Genomic DNA, 20103 nt, shown 5'->3' on the forward strand with positions numbered 1-20103 from the left:
GGTGCTTCGCGCACCCAGTCCAACTCACAGGAGACCTCATGATCCTCTCAACCACCCCCACCCTGGAAGGCAAGACCATTCGCGAGTACCGCGGCATCGTCGTGGGCGAAGCCATCCTCGGCGCCAACATTTTCAAGGATCTGTTCGCCGGTATCCGCGACATCATCGGCGGCCGCTCCGGCGCCTACGAAAAAGAGCTGGCCCGGGCCCGGGAGATCGCCTTCGAGGAGCTCAAGGAGCGTGCCCAGGCGCTGGGGGCCAACGCCGTGGTGGGCATCGACATCGACTACGAGGTGGTGGGCCAGAACGGCAGCATGCTGATGGTCAGCATCAGCGGCACCGCCGTGGTGATCTAGCCCGCCAGTGCCCGGCCCTGCATGGCCAAACGCCCCGTCACAAGCCGACCCCGAGGTCGGCTTTTTGTTGGGTGTGACGCGCAAAGGTGGGCGCAAGTGAGTGGGGCTCAAGGCCTGAACGTATCGAACGCTCCGATGATTCTGGGCTGGCCGGGAATGAGGGAGAAAATGGCTCGGCCCGGAGAAGGTGCGGGAACATGGGGAGGCACAGGGCCTGAAGGTCGGCAAAGTTGTTCAATTTTGCTATTCGATAATGAGTTATCGTTTGATATATCTAAACAAAAAATGACCTGTCAGGGGTCGCAGAGCCCAGGTCGGGACGAACATGGCGAGGTGCAGGCGGCACTGTACTCGCATCCCGCCCATAAAAAGAGGTCGCCCGGGCGACCTCTTTTTCGTCTGCTAGTTCGCTGCGGATCAGGGCAGGGCATCGGCCCGGAAGGTGTTGCAAGGATCTGTGTCCCTCGTGTCTCAATCGATCAGGGCAATGCATCGGGCCGGAAGCTGGCGCGGATCTGCGGCACCAAGGGTGAGGGGTCGAAGCCTTTCTCCTCCCCGAGCACCGGGTGGAGCAGGGGTTGGTCCCGGATGGGGGTGAGGTCCCCCGCCAGCAGCTGCCTTGTTGCCTGGCCCATCTGGTAGAGCTGGCGCACCGGGTCGAACTGGCGGGCGAGATCCAGCCCGTCCCCGGCCCGGGTGAAGGCCATCATGGGGATCTGGTAGCTGGCATCCCGTGGCGGTTTGGCGCCGTGGATGCCCTTGCCCGCCGACATCAGGAAGGGCTGGTGGTCCCCGAAGGCCACCACCAGGTAGCGCTTGCCGGAGTTGTCCAGGGTCTTGAGCAGCCGCTCCAGGGAGGCCATGGCGTCCACCACCCCGGTGTAGTAGGTGTTGAGCAACTGGGTATCCGCCGGGCTCTGATCCGGGCAGGCGCCGCTGCGTTGCTGGGCCCGGTAGCGATCCCCGTCGAAGGGGCCGTGCCCCTGCATGGTGACCGCGTAGGCGAACAGGGGCTGATCGTCCTGGTTGCTGCGTTTGAGCAGGTGATCGATGAGGGCATCGTCGGAGATGTAGAGCCCCTTGTGCTCGAGGGCGCTGAAGCGGGTATCGAACCAGCGCTCCTCATAGCCGAGGGCCGGGATCGCCTTGGCGCGGCCCCAGAACTTCTCCACATAGGGGTGGGCGAACAGGGTCTGGTAGCCGCTTTGGGCTGCACTGCGCGCAAGGCCGGGCACCTTGTCCGAGAGGTAGTAGTAGGGCACCACCCCCTGTTTGAGCAGGCCCACCGGCAGGCCGGTGTTCATCTCGAACTCCGCCAGCACCGTCATGCCGCCCGTGGTGGGGGAGTGGATGGTCTTGCGCCATTGGGCCACGCTGGCGGGCAGGCTCAAGGTGGGGGCGGGGGCGCAGAGACGGCCCTGCCAGTCAAGCCAGAGCGACTCGTATTGCAGCACGATCACCAGATCGAAGCGGGGAGCCCTGGGCTGGGCGGGCAGGCTCAGCTCCGGGGTGCGCTCGTTGATCTGCAAGGGGTAGCGAAACACGTTGCCGCTTTGCAGCATCTCGTCCACCAGGTTGAACAGGTAGAGGCCGGGGCCGGCGCGGATGATGTCCCTGTGGTAGTTCACCGCCCTGTCCACGTAGCGGATGTTGGCCCCGAGCAGCTTGTTGCCGGTCTGGGTGGCGAACACGCAGAGGGCGAAGAAGGCGGCGGTGGCGGCGGCGGTGCGCAGCAAGCCCCGCAGGATCCAGCGGGAGAGGGCGAAGCGCCACACCAGAAAGAGGAGCCCCAGCACGACGAGCACCGGCACCACAGGGTGCTGATCGAGCAGGATGTGCAGCAGGGCCAGCAGGTTGCCCAGATCGTCCCCCCCCAGCGGCACCCCGTAGATGGCGATCTTCATGAAGTTGGCGAGCAGCCCGATGCCCGAGAGGGCGGTGAAGAGCAGCCCCATATAGAGGCTGAAGCCTGCGAGGGCACAGAGGCTCCAGCCCAGCACCATGCTGCCCCAGGCGAGGTAGTAGTGCTCTGGCCGAAAGCCCGACCAGAACAGGAATTCCCCCAGCTTGAACACCACGAAGCCGTGCAGCAGCACGAAGGTGAGGTTGCCAAGCAGCAGGCTGCCTGCCACCCGGGCGCGGTAGCTTCGGCGCAGCCGCGGCAGCAGGGCCTTGAGCACGGCGGCGCTCACCAGCAGCACCAGCAGCAGGCTGGTCATCAGGTAGAGGAGGTTGAAACCGCGCTCCGGCAGGGTCTGGAGGATCTGGCTGTATTCGGCGCTCTCCGGCCTGTCTGCCAGCAGCAGCCCGATGCGCAGCTGGTAGCGGCTGTCCAGGGCGTCGTCGGGGGCGCGCAGGGCGCTGTTGAGGCTCAGGGTGCAGCGCTCCTTGCGGCACTTCTGGCGCTTGTCCACCGCCTGGCTCAGCTGATCGATGCGCACCCCTTTGTCGTTGAGCAGCTCCACCCGCACCTTGTCCCCCTCCTGCAGGGGTTTGAGCAGTTGCCACTGGCTGCGCACCACCAGATAGAAGCCCCGGTTGTCACTTTTGTAGAGCAGGCTGTAGCGATTGAGGGTAGCGATGGGCTGATCCGCCGGGCCCAGAATGAGGGGGGCGGTACGCCCGAGCCAGCTGACGGGGTTGAGCAGCGGCAGGGCGAGGGTCAGCAGCAGCAGGGCGGTCAGCAGACCCAGCAACAGCCCGGCCAGGGGCTGGGAGGCGGGGCGGTGGCCGGTGACGGGGGCATTCATAAGGGCTCATCCTTGGAGCGGTCATGGCAGCGACAACTGCCTCTATTTTGACCCGATGGTGCGTGGCTTGTTCCTTGATGTCAATTTAATGACAACAAGATGAATATTCCGTGATGAGCACTGTGAAGCAATTTGTGATCCCGATCCGCCAGGGGCACTCATTCTGTGATGAAAGCGTCATCATGAGCCTTTGCTGCTGGTCTGGGAGGGGTGCGCTGTTTAGTCTCTCAGTAACGATTGGAGGTACATGTATGAATCCCAAAGTTGCGGCGCGTCAGGCCAGATTGCTCCAGATGCTGGAGAGCAAAGAAGAGATCCGGATCGGGCGGGAGCGGGACTGCCCCCTGCCGCTGCCCCAGCTCGTCCGGCTGACCGAGGATCACCCGGACGTCGTCAAGGTCTACGGTCACGGGCTCACCGCCGAGGTGTTCCATCTCAAGGTGGAGGGGCACCACTGGTGCCTGAAACGCTGCCGCCAGGACTCTCTGGTGGCCAATGTGGACGGCAAGACCGCCTTTCTCACCGAGCTGGAGCGCCGCCGGGAGATAGAGAGCCTTCGGGAGCTGCACCCCACCATCCTCTCCAACGTGGTCTGCACCAGTTTCGGCTCCGCCCGGGCCGGGGTGCTGGTCTCCCCCTGGCTGCGGGGGGAGCCGGTGCGCACGCTCTGCGAGCGCAACCTGGCGCAGATGCTGGCGGTGGAGGCGGAGCTGGCCCGCTGGGGCTGGTTTGACTGGGATCCGAGCCCGGGCAACCTGCTGGATGACGGCCAGCATATCTCGGTGTTCGATTTTGGCTACATGTGGCCCTTCGATCCCCTGCACGAGTTCAATTCCAACGGCCTCACCGATCCCGACTTCCATGTGCCTGAGCGGCTCGAAACCCGCACCCTCTCCGGGCTCTGGCTGGACGAGGCGGATCCCTTGCCGCTGTTTCGCCGCTGGCGCGAGCTCTGCCTCGCCTGGGCCAGGGGAGAGCTGCAATACCTGTCGCGGGAGGGGGCGAGCGCCCCCGTGCTGGCGCGGATGCAGGGACTGGTGGGGGAGTGGAGTGCGGCGCTGGCAAGCGACGAGGCGCTGGCGGCCAACTGGTGGCGCGACATGTACCGCAGCCATCGGCTCGACATCCTGGACGACCTCAGCGGCAAGAGCTGCGGCCCGCTCACCCTGCGCCGCCTCGACTGGCTGGAGCAGGCGGTACGGGAGCACTTCCCGGCCCTGGTGGACAATCTGGCCCCTGACGAAGCGGGGCTCGGTCAGGCCGGGTTGCTGCAACGGCTGGGAGGGCTGCGCGAGCAGATCCGGGCCAATCTGCTGCCCACCCGGGCCACCCTGGTCACCAGCTGATGGTGGAAGAAGAGTGACAAGAGGGGCGCCGCGGCGCCCCTCTTTGCTGAGTGGGGAAGGCCGCCCCGGGTGTGATGGGGCGGAGGAGGCTTGTGGTGTGCCAGCGCCGGGGCGACTCAGTCGAGCAGTTCCCGGTGCAGGCAGTTGACGATGTGGCCCGCCTCGTCCTCTTTGACCAGGAAGCAGAGGTTGTGAGCGCTGGCGCCGTAGCAGATCATCCGGATGTTGTGCTCGCGGATGGCGTCGAACACCTGGCTGCCTACCCCGGCCGCCTCGCTCATGCGGTTGCCGATGAGCGCCACCAGGGCGAAACCGGTCTCCACTTCCACCTTGCACAGCTGGCCGAGCTCCGCCAGCACCTTGTCGTTCAGGATGGGTTCGCCGTTGCTCTGGCTGCCGGTGTGATCCAGGGTCAGGGAGACGCTCACCTCGGAGGTGGTGATGAGATCCACCGAGATGCGGTGACGGGCCAGGATGCCGAACACCTCGGCCAGGAAGCCGTAGGCGTGGAACATGTTGAGGCTGTGCAGGGTCACCAGCACCTGCTGGCGGCGCAGGGCCACGGCCCGGAACAGCGGGTTGCTGCGGGTGGTGGCGCGGATCCAGGTGCCACCGGCGGCGGGATCCTTGGCGGAGCCAACGAACACCGGGATGTCCTGGCGCAGCGCGGGTTGCAGGGTGGCCGGGTGCAGCACCTTGGCGCCGAAGGTGGCCATCTCCGCCGCCTCCACGAAGCTGATTTCGGGGATGGGGCGGGCGCGGGTGACCAGGCGGGGATCCGTGGTGTAGATGCCGGGCACGTCGGTCCAGATCTCGATGCTGCCTGCGTCCAGGGCCTCGGCCAGGAGGGCCGCGCTGTAGTCGGAGCCGCCACGGCCGAGGGTGGTGGTGCGGCCATCGCCGTCGGCACCGATGAAGCCCTGGGTGATGACCAGGCTGTCACCCAGCAACGGGCCCACCGCCTGCTGGCAAAGGGCGCGGGTCGCCGCGAGATCCACGGTGGCCTTGCCAAAGCGGCTGTCGGTGCGCAACAGTTGGCGCGCATCCTGCCACTGGGCCTTGACCCCGCGCTGGTGCAGGAGTTCGGTGAAGAGACGGGTGGACATCAGCTCGCCGCAGGCGATGAGGCGATCGGCGAGTTCGGCGTCGGTGTGCTGACTGGCCTGACGGGCCATGGTGCGAATGTCGCCGAGCTGGGCATGGATGAGGGCGCTCACGTCGCTCGGGTTGCCAAGGGCGGCCAGAATGGCCAGCTGGATGTCGGCAAGCCTGGCAAGCTGGGCATCCTGCTCGGCTTCGTCCAGTTCACCCTGGGCCAGGCTCACCAGCAGGTTGGTGACGCCGGCGCTGGCGCTCAGCACCACCACCCGGGTCGCCGGATTGGCCAGCACCACGTCGGCGCAGTGGTTCATGGCCGCGGCATTGGCGACGCTGGTTCCGCCAAACTTGGCGACATTGATCGGGTTCATTGCATACTCCTGTCTCAAGGTGAAAATCCGGTTTCATCGGGCAAAAGAGAGGAGGAGGCAAAAAATGGCAGGAAAACGCGAGGATCCCGGCCAGAAGCACTCCACCTGCAGAGCCCATCCCGTACCCGCCCCAAGTGGGGCGCGGTGTGGGATGACCACTACCGATGACAACCCGGGGGATTCAGCCCCCGCAGCCGACGTGGCGGTGTCCAGTCATTCGCCTCGTCTCGGCGCTGCTCCCCCTGACCCAAGTTCACCGGACACTGGTGTCCTCCCCTGGGCTGCCTGGGCAGCGCTCCTCTTCTGGTGCCACCTGTGACAGGTGGCGTGCATGTACAAATACCTTGGTCTGGATTGCACTGTCAATCGAGTTCGTAAAAAAGAACAAAATTGACGGTAACCAGGCACAAGATCAATCAGTTACGAAATGGTCTTGGACAAAACCTTGGAGCGACGCTGCCAGTTGTAGAAGCGCTGGCGCTCCACCGGCAGATCTTCGACTTCCAGGGGATCGAAGCCCCGCTCCCGGAACCAGTGGATGGAGCGGGTGGTGAGCACGAACAGGCGACGGATGCCGAGCCGCCTGGCCCGTTCGGCCACCTTGGCGATCAGGGTGTCTCCCCGGTTGGAGTTGCGATACTCCGGGTGGATGGCGACGCAGGCCATCTCGGCCATGGCTTCTTCCATGAAGCAATAGAGCGCGGCGCAGCCGATGATGAGGCCGTCCCGCTCGATGATGGTGAACTTGTCTATCTCCATCTCCAGCTGCTCCCGGGAGCGGCGCACCAGGATCCCTTCCTCTTCCAGCGGACGGATGAGATCCAGGATGCCGCCGATGTCCTCAATGGTGGCGGCCCGGGCCCGCTCGGCGCTTTCGCGCACGATCTGGGTACCCAGCCCCTCGCGGCTGAACAGCTCCTGCAGCATGGCGCCGTCGTCCTGATAGCTCACCAGGTGGGAGCGGGGTACGCCACCCCGGCAGGAGGCGATGGCCGCGCGCAGGTAGCGGGCGGTGCCTGACATCTCTTCCCCCGCCTGCTCCAGCGCCACCAGCAGCTCTTCGGCCTGCTCGGGGAAGAGCTCGGAGATGGCCTCCCCGTGCCTGTCCATTACCCCCTGGGTGCTGCTGAAGCAGATGAGCTTGTCGGCTTTGAGATCCACCGCCACCCGGCGGGCTACCTCTTCCGAGCTCAGGTTGAAGCTCTCGCCGGTGACCGAGCAGCCAATGGGGGAGATGAGCACCAGGCCGTGCTGATCCAGCTGGCGGGTGATCCCCTCCACATCGATGCGACGCACCCGGCCGCTGTGGCAGAAGTCGATGCCGTCATCCACACCCAGCGGCTGGGCGGTGACGAAGTTGCCGCTCACCACGCTGATGCGGGCCCCCTGCATGGGTGTGTTGGCGAGCCCCATGGAGAGCTGGGCGGTGATGTCGTATTGCAGACCGCCGCACACCTGCTTGATGATGGCGAAACTGGCATCGTCGGTGACCCGGATCCGCTTGTGATACTGGGCCTGGATGCCGGCGCGGGCCAGGGCCTCGTCATTTTGCGGACGCGAACCAAACACCAGTACCAGGCGGATCCCCAAGGTCTGCAGCAGGGCGATGTCGCTGACGATGTTGGCGAAATTGGGGTGACAAATGGCTTCCCCGCCGATCATCAGGACGAAGGTGGCACCCCGGTGCACATTGACATAAGGGGTGGATTGCCGAAAGGCATGGACCAAGCTGGGTTCGCGTTCACGCACGTGTTTCATTCCATAAAAAAGCAGCAATTTGCCCAATATATGAAAATAAATTCACAAATCAAGACTAAATATCGACTTGGTGTTTTTTTGTCGCCATTTTGACCAGTGCGGGCGGGGAGGGGAAGACGCAGGCGAGGGCGGGAGGGTCGCCCCGGGGGCCGCTCCCTGGTTGATCCGGGCTAATAACCTGATATCTTCGGTGTTCCTTTTCGTCAGCCGCATTGCGCGGGGTTTTATACAAGGACAGGGCATATGGAGCAGATTATTTCACCGGCAGAGGCGCTGCCGGGACGGCGGGAAGCGCTGGAGATTGGCCAGGTGCACGCAGTAAACGGCCACCCGACCCAGGGGCCCTGGCCCGAGGGGATGGAGCTTGCCTGGTTCGGCATGGGCTGTTTCTGGGGTGTGGAGCGTCTGTTCTGGCAGCAGCCCGGGGTCTATTCCACCGCCGCCGGGTATCAGGGGGGGCTGACCCCCAATCCCACCTACAAGGAGGTGTGCAGCGGCCTGACCGGCCACGCCGAGACGGTGCAGGTGGTGTTCGATCCCAAGGTCATCAGCTATGGGGATCTCGTCAAGCTGTTCTGGGAACACCATGATCCGGCCCAGGGGATGCGCCAGGGTGGCGACATCGGCACCCAGTATCGCTCCGTCATCTTCGTCGGGGACGACACCCAGGAGGCGATTGCCCAGCAGAGCCTGGCCGCCTACCAGCAGGCCATGACGGCGAGCGGTGACGGGCGCACCATCACCACCCGCATCCTGCCGCTGGCCCCCTTCTATTACGCCGAGGATTATCACCAGCAATATCTGGAGAAGAATCCCGAGGGGTATTGCGGCCTGGGGGGCATCGGCGTCTGCCTGCCTCCCAGCCTGAATCGCTGAGGCGTCATTGCATACCACGGGGGCCATCAGGCCCCCGTGTCATTGTGATGAAAAATAATTGAAAAAAATGCGTCAGGTGGGGAACTAAACTGAACCCTGGCTGACCAACAGGGTAGCGACCACGGATGGTTGCCAAGACCAGACACATTTTTTTCCCCCGATATTCATTACTCTGACAAGCGCGATGAATTGACAATGCTAGCAAGCAGGGCTGCCCGATGAGGCGGCCCTTTTCATTGGGCGTCCTGCCTCACTCCTCGCCTTATTGCATCTCGTCCCCTTGCCGTCACGGCAGGGGTGGGGTCAGCTGATGGTGCTGTCGAACAGGTTCTTGATGAGGTCGATGAACTCGATGAGGAAGGCTTGCTGGGCTTCGCTGGGGGCGGACAACCAGACGGCGGAGAGCACCTCTTCCAGATCGGCGACCACGGCATCGGCCTCCTGCATGATCAGGAAGCGCACCTTGGGGTCGAGCTGGGGGTTCTGCTCGCAGATGGCCATCAGGTTGTCGGCCACCCGGCTGCTCACCAGATCCTCGATGGTCTGGGCGCCGCCGCCTTGTTGCTGGCTCTCGAACAGACCCAGACTCTCTACCAGATACTCGATCAGCGCAATGTAACCGTCGCTCTCTACCACCATGATGGCTGCCCTTTCTTCATTGCCTTGGGGAAATGGTGCGTATTTTAGTGGCTGAACCCGTCATGGCAAGCGGCAGTGGAGCCGATGGCGGATAAATTGGACACCGCCGCGCTCCACTGTCTCCAATCCGGTCAGCAGGAAGCCGTGACGCAGGAAGAGGGCGAGGCTGAAGGCGCTCGCCTCCGTGGTGAGGCTGCCAAGCCCCATCTGGCTGGCGGCTGCCAGCACCCGCTCCAGCAGCAGGGTGCCAAGCCCCTGGCGCGGATGATCCGCGCTCACGTAGAGCAGGCTGAGATGACCGTCATCGCTCAGGGTGGCAAAGCCAAGGGGCACATCGTCTTGCTCGATGACCCAGCCATGGTGCTCGCGCAACTGGCTGGCAAGCCCCGGGTGATGGGCGCCCCTGGCCCACTGCTCCACCTGCTCCGGGCTGTAGTGTGCAGGCCCCAGGCGGCGTACCGACTGCTCGAACAGATCCAGCAGCCTTGGTATGTGCGCCTCCTCGAGGGGGACGATGCGAGAAGAAGAAAGAGACGGCATGGGTCAACCCTCCCTGATGGTCGCGCGGGGGGCCTGGGGCCGCTTCGCCCTGGGCAGACCCGCCACCACCCGCTCATAGGAGTGGACTATCCAGCCCTGCCAGAGATCGTCAGACAGGCCTTCACTCAGGGTCACCGTGTTCCAGTGCTGCTTGTTCATGTGCCAGCCCGGTTTCACCTCGGGGTGGATCTCCCGCAGCAGCAGGGCGAGCTCGGGTTCGCACTTCAGGTTGATGGAGAGGGGCTCCGCCTGCCAGTCCACCAGGGCAAACATCTTGCCGGCGATGCGGTAGACCAGGATCTCCGGGCCGAAGGGGGTGTCCTCGGTGGCGCCGGGCTGGCTGAGCAAAAATTCACGCAATTGAACGAGGGTCATGGGGACTCCAGGCTGGTCCGATCATGGTGGAAGCATGTTCACCGGGGTGAGCCTTCTGTTAATATGCGCGCCGAGTATACCCCCCATCACCCCGGGAGCCCATGAGATGTTGTACCACAAGGCCTTTGAACTGGGTCCCGATCGGGATTGGGTGGTGTTCGTGCACGGTGCGGGCGGCAGCTCCTCCATCTGGTTCAAGCAGTTGCGGGCCTACCGGGAGCACTTCAACGTGCTGCTGCTGGATCTTCGCGGTCACGGCCAGTCCAACCAGCTGCAGCAGGTGGTAAAGGGGCACTACAGCTTTCGGGCCGTGACCGAGGACATCCTGCGCCTGCTGGATCACCTGCGCATCCCCCACGCCCATTTTGTCGGCATCTCCCTTGGCACCATCCTCATCCGCCACCTGGCGGAGCTTCGCCCCGAGCGGGTCAAGAGCATGGTGCTCGGCGGCGCCATCCTGCGTCTCGACATCCGCTCCCGGGTACTGGTACAGCTTGGCCGCCTCGGCCAGCACTTCCTGCCCTACATGTGGCTCTACCGCCTGTTCGCCTTCATCATCATGCCGCGCCAGCACCATCAGGAGTCCCGCAACCTCTTCGTGCGCGAGGCTCGCAAGCTCTGCCAGAAGGAGTTCAAGCGCTGGTTCCGTCTCGCCACCGAGGTGAACCCCCTGATGCGCTACTTTCGCGAGCGGGCCCTGCCTATTCCCACCCTCTACGTGATGGGGGAGGAGGATCACATGTTCCTCGCCCCGGTGCGCGAGCAGGTGGCCCGCGACCCTTACAGCCGCCTCGAAATCATCGAAAAGTGCGGCCACGTCTGCAACGTGGAGCAGCCGGATCACTTCAACCGCCAGTCCCTGGCGTTTCTCTCCCGTCAGGTGGCGTCATCCGCCCTCTGAGGCCCGACAAGGGCCTCAGATGAAGTAGTGGCCAATCTCCAGATAGCGCTGGCGGATGTGCTCGATGAGCAGCCTTATCTTGCGCGGCGGCTGGCGGGTGAAGGGGTAGACGGCGTAGATGCCGAGCTTCTTGCCCACCCGGTCGGGAAACAAGTCCACCAGATCCCCCTGCATCAGGTCGTGATAGACCAGACAGCGCGGCACATAGACGATGCCGCGCCCCCCCAGCGCCGCCTTGCGCAGGGCCCCGGCGTTGTCGGTTGAAAAGCTCCCCGACACCGACACCAGATAGTTGCCCTCTTCCCCCTTGAAGGCCCACTCCGAGGCCCCCGTGCTCTGGTAGGCGTAGTGCAGGCAGTTGTGGGTGAGCAAGTCTGACGGCTCGCGCGGCGCCCCGAAGCGGCGCACATAGGCGGGGGCGGCGCAGATGACCCACTGGGAGTCGAGAATGTGGCGGGCAATCAGGCTCGAGTCATCCAGATAGCCGGTGCGAATGACCAGATCGAATCCCTCTTCCACCAGGTTGACGAAGCGGTTGTCCAGGGACATCTCCACCGTGAGCCCGGGGTGCTGCTGGCAAAAATCGGCCACCGCATCGGCCAGCAGCAGTTCGCCGGAGATGGTGGGCACCGACATCCGCACATGACCGCTCACCTTTTCACCAAATCCCGCCACCGCGTCGAAGGCGTCCAGTGCGGCGGCCTTCACATTTTTGGCACCCTGATAGAGCGCCTTGCCCGCCTCGCTCAGGGTGAGCCGGCGGGTGGTGCGATAGAGGAGCTGCACCCCGAGCTCTTCCTCAAGACGCCCGATCCGCTTGCTAACCACTGAATTTGTCAGGGAATTTTGTTCCGCTACCTTGCTGAAGGAGCCGGCCTCCACCACCTGGGCGAAGAGGATGAGGTCGTCGGTACTGGCCATATTGATCAACTTTTGGAACGAATGTTGTTCATTATTTCCATATATCGCGAAAAAGGAACAGGGTAAGGTCACGTCCGCTTAACAAAACAACAACAAGGTGCGCCTCTGCACCCCTCTGGACAAGGACGCAATGATGACAGACACCCTGCTGGCCCTGGTGGCCTTCTCGCCGATCCTGGTGGCCGCCGTGCTGCTGGTCGGCCTCAACTGGCCCGCCAAGCGCGCCATGCCCGTCGCCTTTCTGTTGACCGTGTTCATCGCCCTCTGGGGCTGGCAGATGAGCCCGACCCGGGTCTTCGCCTCCACCCTGCAGGGGCTGGTGATCACGGTGACCGTGCTCTGGATCGTGTTCGGCGCCATCCTGATGCTCAATACCCTCAAACACACCGGCGCCATCACCGCCATTCGCGGCGGTTTTACCAACATCTCGCCGGACAGGCGCATCCAGGCCATCATCATCGCCTGGTGCTTCGGCGCCTTTATCGAAGGGGCCTCGGGCTTTGGCACTCCGGCCGCCATCGCCGCGCCGCTGCTGGTGGCCATCGGCTTTCCGGCGCTCGCCGCCGTGCTGCTCGGCATGATGATCCAGTCCACCCCGGTGTCGTTTGGCGCGGTGGGCACCCCCATCCTAGTGGGCATCAACAAGGGGCTGGATAACCAGGCCATCGGCCAGACCCTGAGCGCCGGTGGCAGCAGCTGGGACATCTACCTGCAACAGGTGACCACCAACGTGGCCCTCATTCACGCCACCGTCGGCACCCTGATGCCGGTGCTGATGGTGATGATGCTGATCCGCTTCTTCGGCCGCAACCGCAGCTGGACAGAGGGGCTCTCCATCCTGCCGTTTGCGATTTTCGCCGGGCTCGCCTTCACCGTCCCCTATGCCCTCACCGGCATGCTGCTCGGCCCCGAGTTCCCGTCCCTCATCGGCGGTCTGGTGGGGCTGGCCCTGGTGGTGACGGCGGCGCGAGCCGGTTTTCTGGTGCCCAAGAACTCCTGGGATTTCGCCCCCGAGAACGAGTGGCCCGCCGAGTGGCTGGGTTCCCTCAAGCTCGATCTCAAAGAGGCCGCTGGTCGCCCCATGTCGCTCATGCTGGCCTGGCTCCCCTATGTGGCGCTGGCGCTCCTGCTGGTGGCGAGCCGGGTGAGCCCGGAGTTCAAGGCAAGCCTCCTGTCGGTGAGCCTCGCCTTCACAGACCTTTTGGGGGAGAAGGGGGTCAGCGCCTCCATTGAGCCACTCTACCTGCCGGGGGGCCTGCTGGTGCTCTGCGCCCTGCTCGCCACCTGGCTGCAATCGCGCTCCCTCGCCCCCTTCGGTCGGGCGCTGGGGGAGTCCAGCCGCACCCTGATCGGCGCCGGCTTCGTGCTGATTTTCACCGTGCCCATGGTGCGCATCTTCATCAACTCCGGCGTCAACGGGGTGGATCTCGCCAGCATGCCGGTGACCACCGCCAACTTTGCCGCCGGGCTGGTGGGGGAGTTCTTCCCTGCGCTCAGCGCCACCATCGGCGCGCTGGGGGCCTTTATCGCCGGCTCCAACACGGTATCGAACATGATGTTCAGCCAGTTCCAGTTCGAGGTGGCCCAGACCCTGGGGGTCTCCACCGCCGCCATGCTGGCCCTGCAGGCAGTCGGCGCGGCTGCGGGCAACATGATCGCCATTCACAACGTGGTGGCGGCCTCGGCCACCGTGGGGCTGCTCGGCCGTGAGGGGGCGACGCTGCGCAAGACGGCGCTGCCGACCCTCTACTACCTGCTGGTCACCGGCCTTATCGGGCTGGTGCTCATGTACAGCTTCCACATCTCGGACGCACTGCTGCAGCTCAAGTAAGGAGAGCAAGTGATGAAGGTAATGCGGGTCTACCCGGCCAAGCCGGCCGATGTCTATCTCTACGCCACCTGTCTGGTGGACCTGTTCGACCCGGTGGCGGGGCTCGATGCCATCGCCCTGATCGAGCGGGAAGGGATAAGGGTGCACTTTGTCGAGAAACAGACCTGCTGCGGGCAGCCGGCCTACACCTCGGGTCACGAGGAGGAGGCGCGCAAGGTGGCGCAAAGCCAGATGGCGCTCTTCCCCGAGCCCTGGCCGGTGGTGGTGCTGTCGGGCTCCTGCGGCGGCATGATGCACCACCACTACCGCCGCCTCTTCCCCGAGAGCCCCGAGGTGGCCGATTTTTGCGATCGGGTGTTCGAGCTCACCGAGTTTCTGGCCCGGGTCTGCCGGGTGCGCTGGCACGGGGTGGGGGAGGCGAGCATCGTCATGCACACCTCCTGCTCGGCCCGGCGCGAGATGCAGGTACACACCACGGCCCGCAGCCTGCTGGGGCAGCTCGATGGCGTCACCTTGCATGAACAGGCCTACGAGAGCGAGTGCTGCGGTTTTGGCGGCACCTTCTCGGTGCGCCACCCCCACATCAGCCAGGCCATGGTGGAGGACAAGACCCGCCACCTGCTGGCCACCGGCGCCGACACCTTGGTGAGCGCCGACTGGGGGTGCCTCTTGAACATCAAGGGATCCCTGGCCTATCAGGGCAGGATCTTGCCTGCCACCCACCTGGCGAGCTTCCTGCTCGCCCACAGCCGCCCCGACAGTGACGAAATAGCTCATAACGGCGCCGCTGTTAGCGATTTGGCTCATACCAAAGAGGCCCAGCCCCATGTCTGATCACGCCAAGTATTCGCCGCGCCGCTTCCATCCCCAGGCCGAGGCGGCCCTGGCCGACCCCGTGCTGCGCCAGAATTTTCGCGGCGCCATGGATTACCTGCGCGCCAAGCGCCGGGATGCCTTCGCCGACCCGCAGGAAGAAGCGGCGGTGCGCGATGCGGCGGAGCAAATTCGCCAGCGCTGTCTCTCGCGCCTGCCGGACCTTTTGGAGCAGCTCGAAGCCAACTGTGAGCGCAACGGCATCCGGGTGCACTGGGCCCAGACGCCGGCCGAGGCCAACGCCATCATCCTCGGTATCGCCCAAAAAAACGGGGTGAGCAGCATCGTCAAGGGCAAGTCCATGGTGAGCGAGGAGGTAGGCTTCAACCACGAGATGGCGCGCCACGGCATCCGCTGCCTTGAGAGCGACATGGGGGAGTTTATCGTCCAGCTCGACGGCGACACCCCGTCCCACATCATCATGCCCGCCATCCACAAGAACAAGCAGGAGGTGAGCGACACCTTCGCAAGCAACCTGGAAGGCTTCACCCCCACCACGGACGTGGACGCCCTGATCCAGACCGGGCGGCGGGCCCTGCGCGAAGAGTTTCGCCGCGCCGGCATGGGGCTCTCCGGCGTCAACTTCGCGGTGGCCGAGACCGGCAGCCTGTGTCTCGTCGAGAACGAGGGCAACGGGCGTATGTGCACCACGGTGCCGAAAGTGCACGTGGCCATCACCGGCATCGAGAAGGTGGTGGAGTGCTTATCCGACGTGCCGCCCCTCTACAGCGCCCTGACCCGCTCGGCCACCGGTCAGGCCATCACCACCTACTTCAACGTCATCAGCGGCCCGCGCCGGGCAGGGGAGCTGGACGGCCCGGACGAGGTACACCTGGTGCTGCTGGACAACGGCCGCAGCCAGGCTTACCGGGATGAGGAGCTGCGCAAGACATTGCAGTGCATCCGCTGCGGCGCCTGCATGAACCACTGCCCGGTCTACACCCGCATCGGCGGCCACGCCTACGGCACCATCTACCCGGGGCCCATCGGCAAAATCATCTCCCCCCACCTGCTGGGGCTGGAAAGCACGAGCGATCTGGTGACGGCCTCGAGCCTGTGCGGTGCCTGCGGCGAGGTGTGCCCGGTGCGCATCCCCATTCCCGACATGTTGCAGCGCCTGCGCCGGGAGGCCAAGCACAACGCACAGCCCGGTCACGAACCGCTGGCGGGGCAGGGGGCGGCCAAAAGCCGGCTCGAGACCCTTGCCATGCAGGGCTTTGCCTTTGCCGCCACCCACCCGCGCCTCTACCACGCCGCAACCGGGGTGGCCGGTCGCCTGCGGGGCTTGATGCCCAAACACCTGGGCCCCTGGACCCAGTGCCGCGAGGCCCCCAAACCCGCCCCCCAGAGCCTGCACGCCCTGCTGCGCCAGAAGAAGAAGGAGTCCTGAGATGTCGAGCAAAGAGGCTATCTTGAACCGCCTGCGCGGCGCCGCCACCCCCATTGCCCACGCACCGCACGCCTGGCAGCCCTGGCGCGGGGTAGATGACAACGCACGGCGCGAGCGCTTTGTTGCCGGGATCTGCGCCAGCCACGCTGAGATCCTCACCGTCAAGGAGGCAAGCCTGGCCCGGGAGCTGACCGCCTGGCTGGATGAAGAGGGCGTGACGAGTCTGGCCTGTGGCCAGGGCGGCCGCTGGCAAGTCGAAATCGCGGCCGCTTGCGCCGGGCGATCTGTGTTGACCCCCTCTGGCGAGTTCGCAAGCTGGAAGGACGATTTGTTCGATGCCTGTCAGGCGGGCATCACCCACTGCGCGGGGGCCATCGCCGATACCGGGACGCTCGTGTTGCTGCCCGATGGCGGCGAGCCGCGCACCTTGTCCCTGGTGCCACCCTGCCATATCGCCCTGCTGGCGGCCTCCACCATCGCCGACAACCTGGCGGGGCTGGTAGAGGCCGGGCGCTGGCAGCAGGCCATGCCCACCAATCTGTTGCTGGTCTCCGGCCCCTCCAAGACCGCCGACATCCAGCAGACCCTGGCCTACGGCGCCCACGGCCCGAGCCGCCTCTTGGTCGTGCTGGTGGAGGATTGCTGATGCGCTGGAATGAATTTGACGCCGCCATGCTTGAGCGCATCCCGCCGGAGCGGCTGGTGAGCGACCCGGACTTGCGCCTCGCCCACGGCACGGACGCCAGCTTCTACCGGCTGGTGCCCGAGCGCATCGTGCGCCTCGACTCCCTCGATGAAGTGCGCTTTGTGCTGGCGGTGTGCCGCAAATTGCACCTGCCGTGCACCTTTCGCGCCGCCGGCACCAGCCTCTCGGGCCAGGCCCTGAGTGATTCGGTGCTCATCACCCTGACCGACAGCTGGCGCGGCCACCGCATTCTGGACGAGGGGGCGCGCATCGCCCTGCAACCCGGGGTGATCGGCGCCGATGCCAACCGCTATCTGGCGCCTCTGGGGCGCAAGATTGGGCCGGACCCCGCCTCCATCAACGCCTGCAAGCTCGGCGGCATCGCCGCCAACAACGCGAGCGGCATGTGCTGCGGCACCGCCCACAACAGCTATCACACATTGCACGCCATGACCTTGCTGCTGGCCGATGGCACCGTGCTGGAGAGCGGCGACCCTCACAGTCGCGCCGCCTTTGCGGCCAAGCGCCCGGAGTTGCTGGACGGGCTCGCCGCCCTGCGTGCCGAAGTGCTGGCGAATGCCGAGCTTGCCGCCAAGATCCGCCACAAGTACCGGCTCAAGAACACCACCGGCTACGCCATCAACGCCCTGCTCGATCATGAGGATCCCGTCGATATCCTCACCCACCTGATGATCGGCTCGGAGGGAACCCTCGGCTTTATCGCCGAGGTGGTGCTCGATACCGTGCCCGAATACCCCCACAAGGCCTCGGCCCTGCTGGTGTTCCGGGACGCCGAGCAGGCGTGTCTGGCCACCTCGCGCCTGAAAAGTGCGCCGGTGGCGGCGGTGGAGCTGATGGATGGGCGATCCCTTCGCTCGGTGGCGGGCAAGCCCGGTCTGCCGGACTTTATCAAGACGCTGGATCTGGCTGCCTGCGCCTTGCTTGTGGAGGTGCATGGGGAATCGAAAGAGGCGCTGGTGGATCGCTGCGAGCAGGTGATGGGCATGGCGGCCGAGTTCGCTCAGGTCGCCTCTGTGCCTTTTACCAGCGACAGCGCCGGGCTCTGGGCCATTCGCAAGGGGCTCTTCCCGGCGGTGGGGGCGGTGCGCACCACCGGCACCACCGTCATCATCGAGGATGTCGCCTTTCCCATCGAGCGCTTGGCCGAAGGGGTGGCGGGGCTGCAAGCCCTGTTCGATCGCTTCGAATACGGTGAAGCCATCATCTTCGGCCACGCGCTGGAGGGGAACCTGCACTTCGTCTTTACCCAGGGGTTCGACGATCCGGCCCAGGTGCTCCGCTACGGCGCCTTTATGGACGCGGTGGCGGAGCTCGTCGCGGTGCGCTTTGGCGGGTCTCTCAAGGCCGAGCACGGCACCGGCCGCAACATGGCCCCCTATGTGGAGCTGGAATGGGGGCCGGAGGGGATGGCGCTGATGCGCCACATCAAGGCGCTGCTGGACCCGGACGGCCTGCTCAATCCCGGCGTCATCATCAACGATGACCCCAAGGCCCACCTGGCCCATCTCAAGCCCATGCCGGCGAGCGATGCCATCGTGGATCCGTGCATCGAGTGCGGCTTTTGCGAGGCGGTCTGCCCCTCGCGCACCCTGTCGCTCTCGCCGCGCCAGCGCATCGTGCTCTATCGGGAGTTGTCGCGCCGTGGTCGCAGCGGTGAAGTTGCAGGAGATCTTGCCCGGCTGTTTGACTATCAGGGCATCGACACCTGCGCCGCCACCGGGCTGTGCGCCGATCGCTGCCCGGTGGGCATCAACACCGGAGCGCTCATCAAGAAGCTGCGCTCTGACAAGTACCAGCGCTTCGTGCCCATCGCCCGCTGGAGCGCCGATCATTTCGCCGGCGTTACCCGCACGGCCCGTGGGGCCCTCGGCTTCAAAGCCATTGCCGGGAAGGTGCTGGGAGACAAGGCGCTGGCAGGATTGGTGAACGGGGTTCGCCATCTGAGCGGCCAGCGCACACCCGCCTGGTTGCCCACACTGCCGGGGCCGAGCCGCTACCTGTGGCCGCAAGGGGAGGGGAGCCATGGCGGATCCAGCGAGGACATTGGAGAGGATCGCGCCGTGGTCTATCTGCCGTCCTGCGCCAGCCGGGTGTTCGGCCAGCAGGAGGAAGCCCCGTCACTGCCGGACGTGGTGCAATCACTCCTCAATAAAGCGGGTTGCCGGGTCATAGTGCCGCAAGGTATCGAGGGGCTCTGCTGCGGCATGCCCTATGACAGCAAGGGGATGGTCGAGGTGGCTGCCGCCAAGCGCAGTGAGCTGGCCGAGGCATTGTGGCAGGCAAGCGAGCAGGGCCGCTGGCCCGTGCTGCTCGATACCAGCCCCTGCGTGCAGCGACTGCTCTCGGGGGCACTCGGCAAGGGCCTTCGGGTGTTTGAGCCCTCTGCCTTTGTGCTGGAACACCTGCTGCCCCACCTTGAGCTGACCCCCATCGATGAGACAGTGATGCTCCATATCACCTGCAGCAGCCGGCGCATGGGGCTCGGCGATAAGATGCTGGCGGTGGCCCGCGCCTGTGCCCGCGAGGTGATAATCCCTGAGCATATCCAGTGCTGCGGCTTTGCCGGCGACAAGGGGCTGATGACGCCTGAGCTCAACGCCGCGGCGCTTGCCAGCCTGCCCGTTCAGGTCCCCAGGGATTGCCGCCAGGGATTCAGCAACAGCCGCACCTGCGAAATGGGGCTTAGCCAGCATGCTGGCATTCCCTATCACAGCATCCTCTATCTGGTGGATCAGGCGGCGAGATAGGAAAACAACAACGGCAGGACAAAAAAATCCTGCCGTTGTTGGAGACGTTAAACGCCTGGGGCGTTACTCCAAGGAGTTGCTGCGCGTCATAGTCAGAACCTGCATAGAGAAAGCGGATTATCCCATCCCTGCCGAATTGTGTGCGTCAAGCCCCTGCCGGTGAGCAGTTACCGCGGGTGCTGGTGCAGCTGGGCCGATTCGGCCAGCATATCCTGCCCTAGTATGTGGCTCTATCGGCTGTGTGCCTTCATCATCATGCCGCGCCAGCACCATCAGGAATCGCGCAACCTCTTTGTGCGCGAGGCCCGTAAGCTCTGCCAGAAAGAGTTCAAACGCTGGTTCCGCCTCGCCACTGAGGTTAACCCGCTGATGCGCTACTTCCGTGAACGTCCCAGCCCATTCCCACCCTTTATGTGATGGGGGAGGAAAATCATATGTTCCTCGCCCCGGTTCGCGAGCAGGTGGCACGCGACCCCTACAGCCGGTTGGCCATCATCGAGAAATGCGGCCATGTCTGCAACGTGGAGCAGCCGGAACACTTTAACAGGCTGTATGGAGATGGTATTCACCTGACAGTTGCCCACAAAAGGGAGTGGTCATACGGCTTCAAACCGGATAACAAAAC

The 20103-nt window shown here is 64.8% G+C and carries 16 protein-coding genes, 1 pseudogene and 1 riboswitch; of the genes and pseudogenes, 10 read left to right on the top strand and 7 right to left on the bottom strand.

Translation table 11 applies throughout. The features are described from left to right. Positions 1 to 38: 38 nt before the first annotated feature. Positions 39 to 356 (top strand): heavy metal-binding domain-containing protein, encoded by a 318-nt coding sequence (locus tag PG879_RS17780; protein WP_010674360.1) that lies wholly within the window; start codon positions 39 to 41, stop codon positions 354 to 356. Positions 357 to 835: 479 nt separating this feature from the next. Here the strand turns inward: PG879_RS17780 and PG879_RS17785 are convergent, their stop codons facing one another. Then, positions 836 to 3106, bottom strand: coding sequence for an LTA synthase family protein (locus PG879_RS17785; RefSeq protein ID WP_223952500.1), 2271 nt, complete (start codon positions 3104 to 3106; stop codon positions 836 to 838). A gap of 251 nt (positions 3107 to 3357) precedes the next feature. Here PG879_RS17785 and PG879_RS17790 point away from each other — a divergent pair, with 251 nt between their 5' ends. Further along, positions 3358 to 4452, top strand: coding sequence for a hypothetical protein (locus PG879_RS17790; RefSeq protein WP_010674362.1), 1095 nt, complete (start codon positions 3358 to 3360; stop codon positions 4450 to 4452). A 116-nt stretch (positions 4453 to 4568) separates the two neighbouring features. Here PG879_RS17790 and lysC read toward each other — a convergent pair whose 3' ends face one another. Together lysC and argA are read right to left on the bottom strand one after the other, a co-directional pair. After that, positions 4569 to 5921 carry a lysine-sensitive aspartokinase 3 gene (gene lysC / locus PG879_RS17795; RefSeq protein ID WP_223952499.1) on the bottom strand — a complete coding sequence of 451 codons (1353 nt, stop codon included), beginning with the start codon at positions 5919 to 5921 and terminating at the stop codon, positions 4569 to 4571. Positions 5922 to 6007: 86 nt separating this feature from the next. Next, positions 6008 to 6232: riboswitch (Lysine riboswitch) on the bottom strand. Positions 6233 to 6341: 109 nt separating this feature from the next. Continuing rightward, positions 6342 to 7670 (bottom strand): amino-acid N-acetyltransferase, encoded by a 1329-nt coding sequence (gene argA / locus PG879_RS17800; RefSeq protein ID WP_010674364.1) that lies wholly within the window; start codon positions 7668 to 7670, stop codon positions 6342 to 6344. A 252-nt stretch (positions 7671 to 7922) separates the two neighbouring features. Here argA and msrA point away from each other — a divergent pair, with 252 nt between their 5' ends. Further along, on the top strand, positions 7923 to 8555 hold the full coding sequence (msrA, locus tag PG879_RS17805) for a peptide-methionine (S)-S-oxide reductase MsrA (RefSeq protein WP_010674365.1): 633 nt from the start codon (positions 7923 to 7925) through the stop codon (positions 8553 to 8555). Positions 8556 to 8858: 303 nt separating this feature from the next. Here the strand turns inward: msrA and PG879_RS17810 are convergent, their stop codons facing one another. The 3 genes from PG879_RS17810 to PG879_RS17820 are packed head-to-tail and all read right to left on the bottom strand — an operon-like array spanning position 8859 to position 10109. Beyond that, positions 8859 to 9194 (bottom strand): DUF3802 family protein, encoded by a 336-nt coding sequence (locus PG879_RS17810; RefSeq protein WP_010674366.1) that lies wholly within the window; start codon positions 9192 to 9194, stop codon positions 8859 to 8861. Between the two features lie 60 nt (positions 9195 to 9254). Continuing rightward, positions 9255 to 9734, bottom strand: a complete 480-nt coding sequence (locus tag PG879_RS17815; RefSeq protein WP_128274285.1) for a GNAT family N-acetyltransferase — start codon at positions 9732 to 9734, stop codon at positions 9255 to 9257. Positions 9735 to 9737: 3 nt separating this feature from the next. After that, positions 9738 to 10109, bottom strand: a complete 372-nt coding sequence (locus PG879_RS17820; RefSeq protein ID WP_039038958.1) for an MmcQ/YjbR family DNA-binding protein — start codon at positions 10107 to 10109, stop codon at positions 9738 to 9740. 106 nt (positions 10110 to 10215) lie between these two features. Between PG879_RS17820 and PG879_RS17825 the strand changes: the two genes are divergently transcribed. Further along, complete coding sequence (locus PG879_RS17825; RefSeq protein ID WP_210556722.1) at positions 10216 to 11010, top strand: alpha/beta fold hydrolase; 795 nt, start codon at positions 10216 to 10218, stop codon at positions 11008 to 11010. A gap of 15 nt (positions 11011 to 11025) precedes the next feature. Here PG879_RS17825 and PG879_RS17830 read toward each other — a convergent pair whose 3' ends face one another. After that, complete coding sequence (locus tag PG879_RS17830; RefSeq protein ID WP_210556724.1) at positions 11026 to 12003, bottom strand: LysR family transcriptional regulator; 978 nt, start codon at positions 12001 to 12003, stop codon at positions 11026 to 11028. A 61-nt stretch (positions 12004 to 12064) separates the two neighbouring features. Here PG879_RS17830 and PG879_RS17835 point away from each other — a divergent pair, with 61 nt between their 5' ends. From PG879_RS17835 to PG879_RS17860, 6 genes and pseudogenes are all read left to right on the top strand, one after another. Next, on the top strand, positions 12065 to 13762 hold the full coding sequence (locus PG879_RS17835; RefSeq protein ID WP_270830522.1) for an L-lactate permease: 1698 nt from the start codon (positions 12065 to 12067) through the stop codon (positions 13760 to 13762). A 12-nt stretch (positions 13763 to 13774) separates the two neighbouring features. Continuing rightward, positions 13775 to 14596: a (Fe-S)-binding protein gene (locus PG879_RS17840; RefSeq protein WP_080989992.1), complete on the top strand. Its 822-nt coding sequence runs from the start codon at positions 13775 to 13777 to the stop codon at positions 14594 to 14596. Next, positions 14589 to 16025 carry a LutB/LldF family L-lactate oxidation iron-sulfur protein gene (locus tag PG879_RS17845; RefSeq protein WP_041212864.1) on the top strand — a complete coding sequence of 479 codons (1437 nt, stop codon included), beginning with the start codon at positions 14589 to 14591 and terminating at the stop codon, positions 16023 to 16025. Before PG879_RS17840 ends, PG879_RS17845 begins: the two co-directional genes overlap by 8 nt. A gap of 1 nt (position 16026) precedes the next feature. Next, positions 16027 to 16671 (top strand): LutC/YkgG family protein, encoded by a 645-nt coding sequence (locus PG879_RS17850; RefSeq protein ID WP_041212865.1) that lies wholly within the window; start codon positions 16027 to 16029, stop codon positions 16669 to 16671. Further along, on the top strand, positions 16671 to 19478 hold the full coding sequence (locus tag PG879_RS17855) for an FAD-binding and (Fe-S)-binding domain-containing protein (RefSeq protein ID WP_223952497.1): 2808 nt from the start codon (positions 16671 to 16673) through the stop codon (positions 19476 to 19478). Before PG879_RS17850 ends, PG879_RS17855 begins: the two co-directional genes overlap by 1 nt. 173 nt (positions 19479 to 19651) lie before the next feature. Then, positions 19652 to 20026: pseudogene (locus tag PG879_RS17860) on the top strand (alpha/beta fold hydrolase); the annotation flags it as partial. Positions 20027 to 20103: the final 77 nt, after the last annotated feature.

It is taken from the genome of Aeromonas sp. QDB63, assembly GCF_027707425.1.
GTDB classification, from domain to species: domain Bacteria; phylum Pseudomonadota; class Gammaproteobacteria; order Enterobacterales; family Aeromonadaceae; genus Aeromonas; species Aeromonas caviae.

Excerpts from the sequence above, each read along its gene's own strand:
- PG879_RS17780 (WP_010674360.1), top strand. The coding sequence starts at position 39 with ATGATCCTCTCAACCACCCCCACCCTGGAAGGCAAGACCATTCGCGAG.
- PG879_RS17810 (WP_010674366.1), bottom strand. The coding sequence starts at position 9,194 with ATGGTGGTAGAGAGCGACGGTTACATTGCGCTGATCGAGTATCTGGTA.
- PG879_RS17825 (WP_210556722.1), top strand. The coding sequence starts at position 10,216 with ATGTTGTACCACAAGGCCTTTGAACTGGGTCCCGATCGGGATTGGGTG.
- PG879_RS17845 (WP_041212864.1), top strand. The coding sequence starts at position 14,589 with ATGTCTGATCACGCCAAGTATTCGCCGCGCCGCTTCCATCCCCAGGCC.
- lysC (WP_223952499.1), bottom strand. The coding sequence starts at position 5,921 with ATGAACCCGATCAATGTCGCCAAGTTTGGCGGAACCAGCGTCGCCAAT.
- PG879_RS17850 (WP_041212865.1), top strand. The coding sequence starts at position 16,027 with ATGTCGAGCAAAGAGGCTATCTTGAACCGCCTGCGCGGCGCCGCCACC.
- PG879_RS17840 (WP_080989992.1), top strand. The coding sequence starts at position 13,775 with ATGAAGGTAATGCGGGTCTACCCGGCCAAGCCGGCCGATGTCTATCTC.
- PG879_RS17815 (WP_128274285.1), bottom strand. The coding sequence starts at position 9,734 with ATGCCGTCTCTTTCTTCTTCTCGCATCGTCCCCCTCGAGGAGGCGCAC.
- PG879_RS17820 (WP_039038958.1), bottom strand. The coding sequence starts at position 10,109 with ATGACCCTCGTTCAATTGCGTGAATTTTTGCTCAGCCAGCCCGGCGCC.
- PG879_RS17785 (WP_223952500.1), bottom strand. The coding sequence starts at position 3,106 with ATGAATGCCCCCGTCACCGGCCACCGCCCCGCCTCCCAGCCCCTGGCC.
- PG879_RS17855 (WP_223952497.1), top strand. The coding sequence starts at position 16,671 with ATGCGCTGGAATGAATTTGACGCCGCCATGCTTGAGCGCATCCCGCCG.
- msrA (WP_010674365.1), top strand. The coding sequence starts at position 7,923 with ATGGAGCAGATTATTTCACCGGCAGAGGCGCTGCCGGGACGGCGGGAA.
- PG879_RS17835 (WP_270830522.1), top strand. The coding sequence starts at position 12,065 with ATGACAGACACCCTGCTGGCCCTGGTGGCCTTCTCGCCGATCCTGGTG.
- PG879_RS17790 (WP_010674362.1), top strand. The coding sequence starts at position 3,358 with ATGAATCCCAAAGTTGCGGCGCGTCAGGCCAGATTGCTCCAGATGCTG.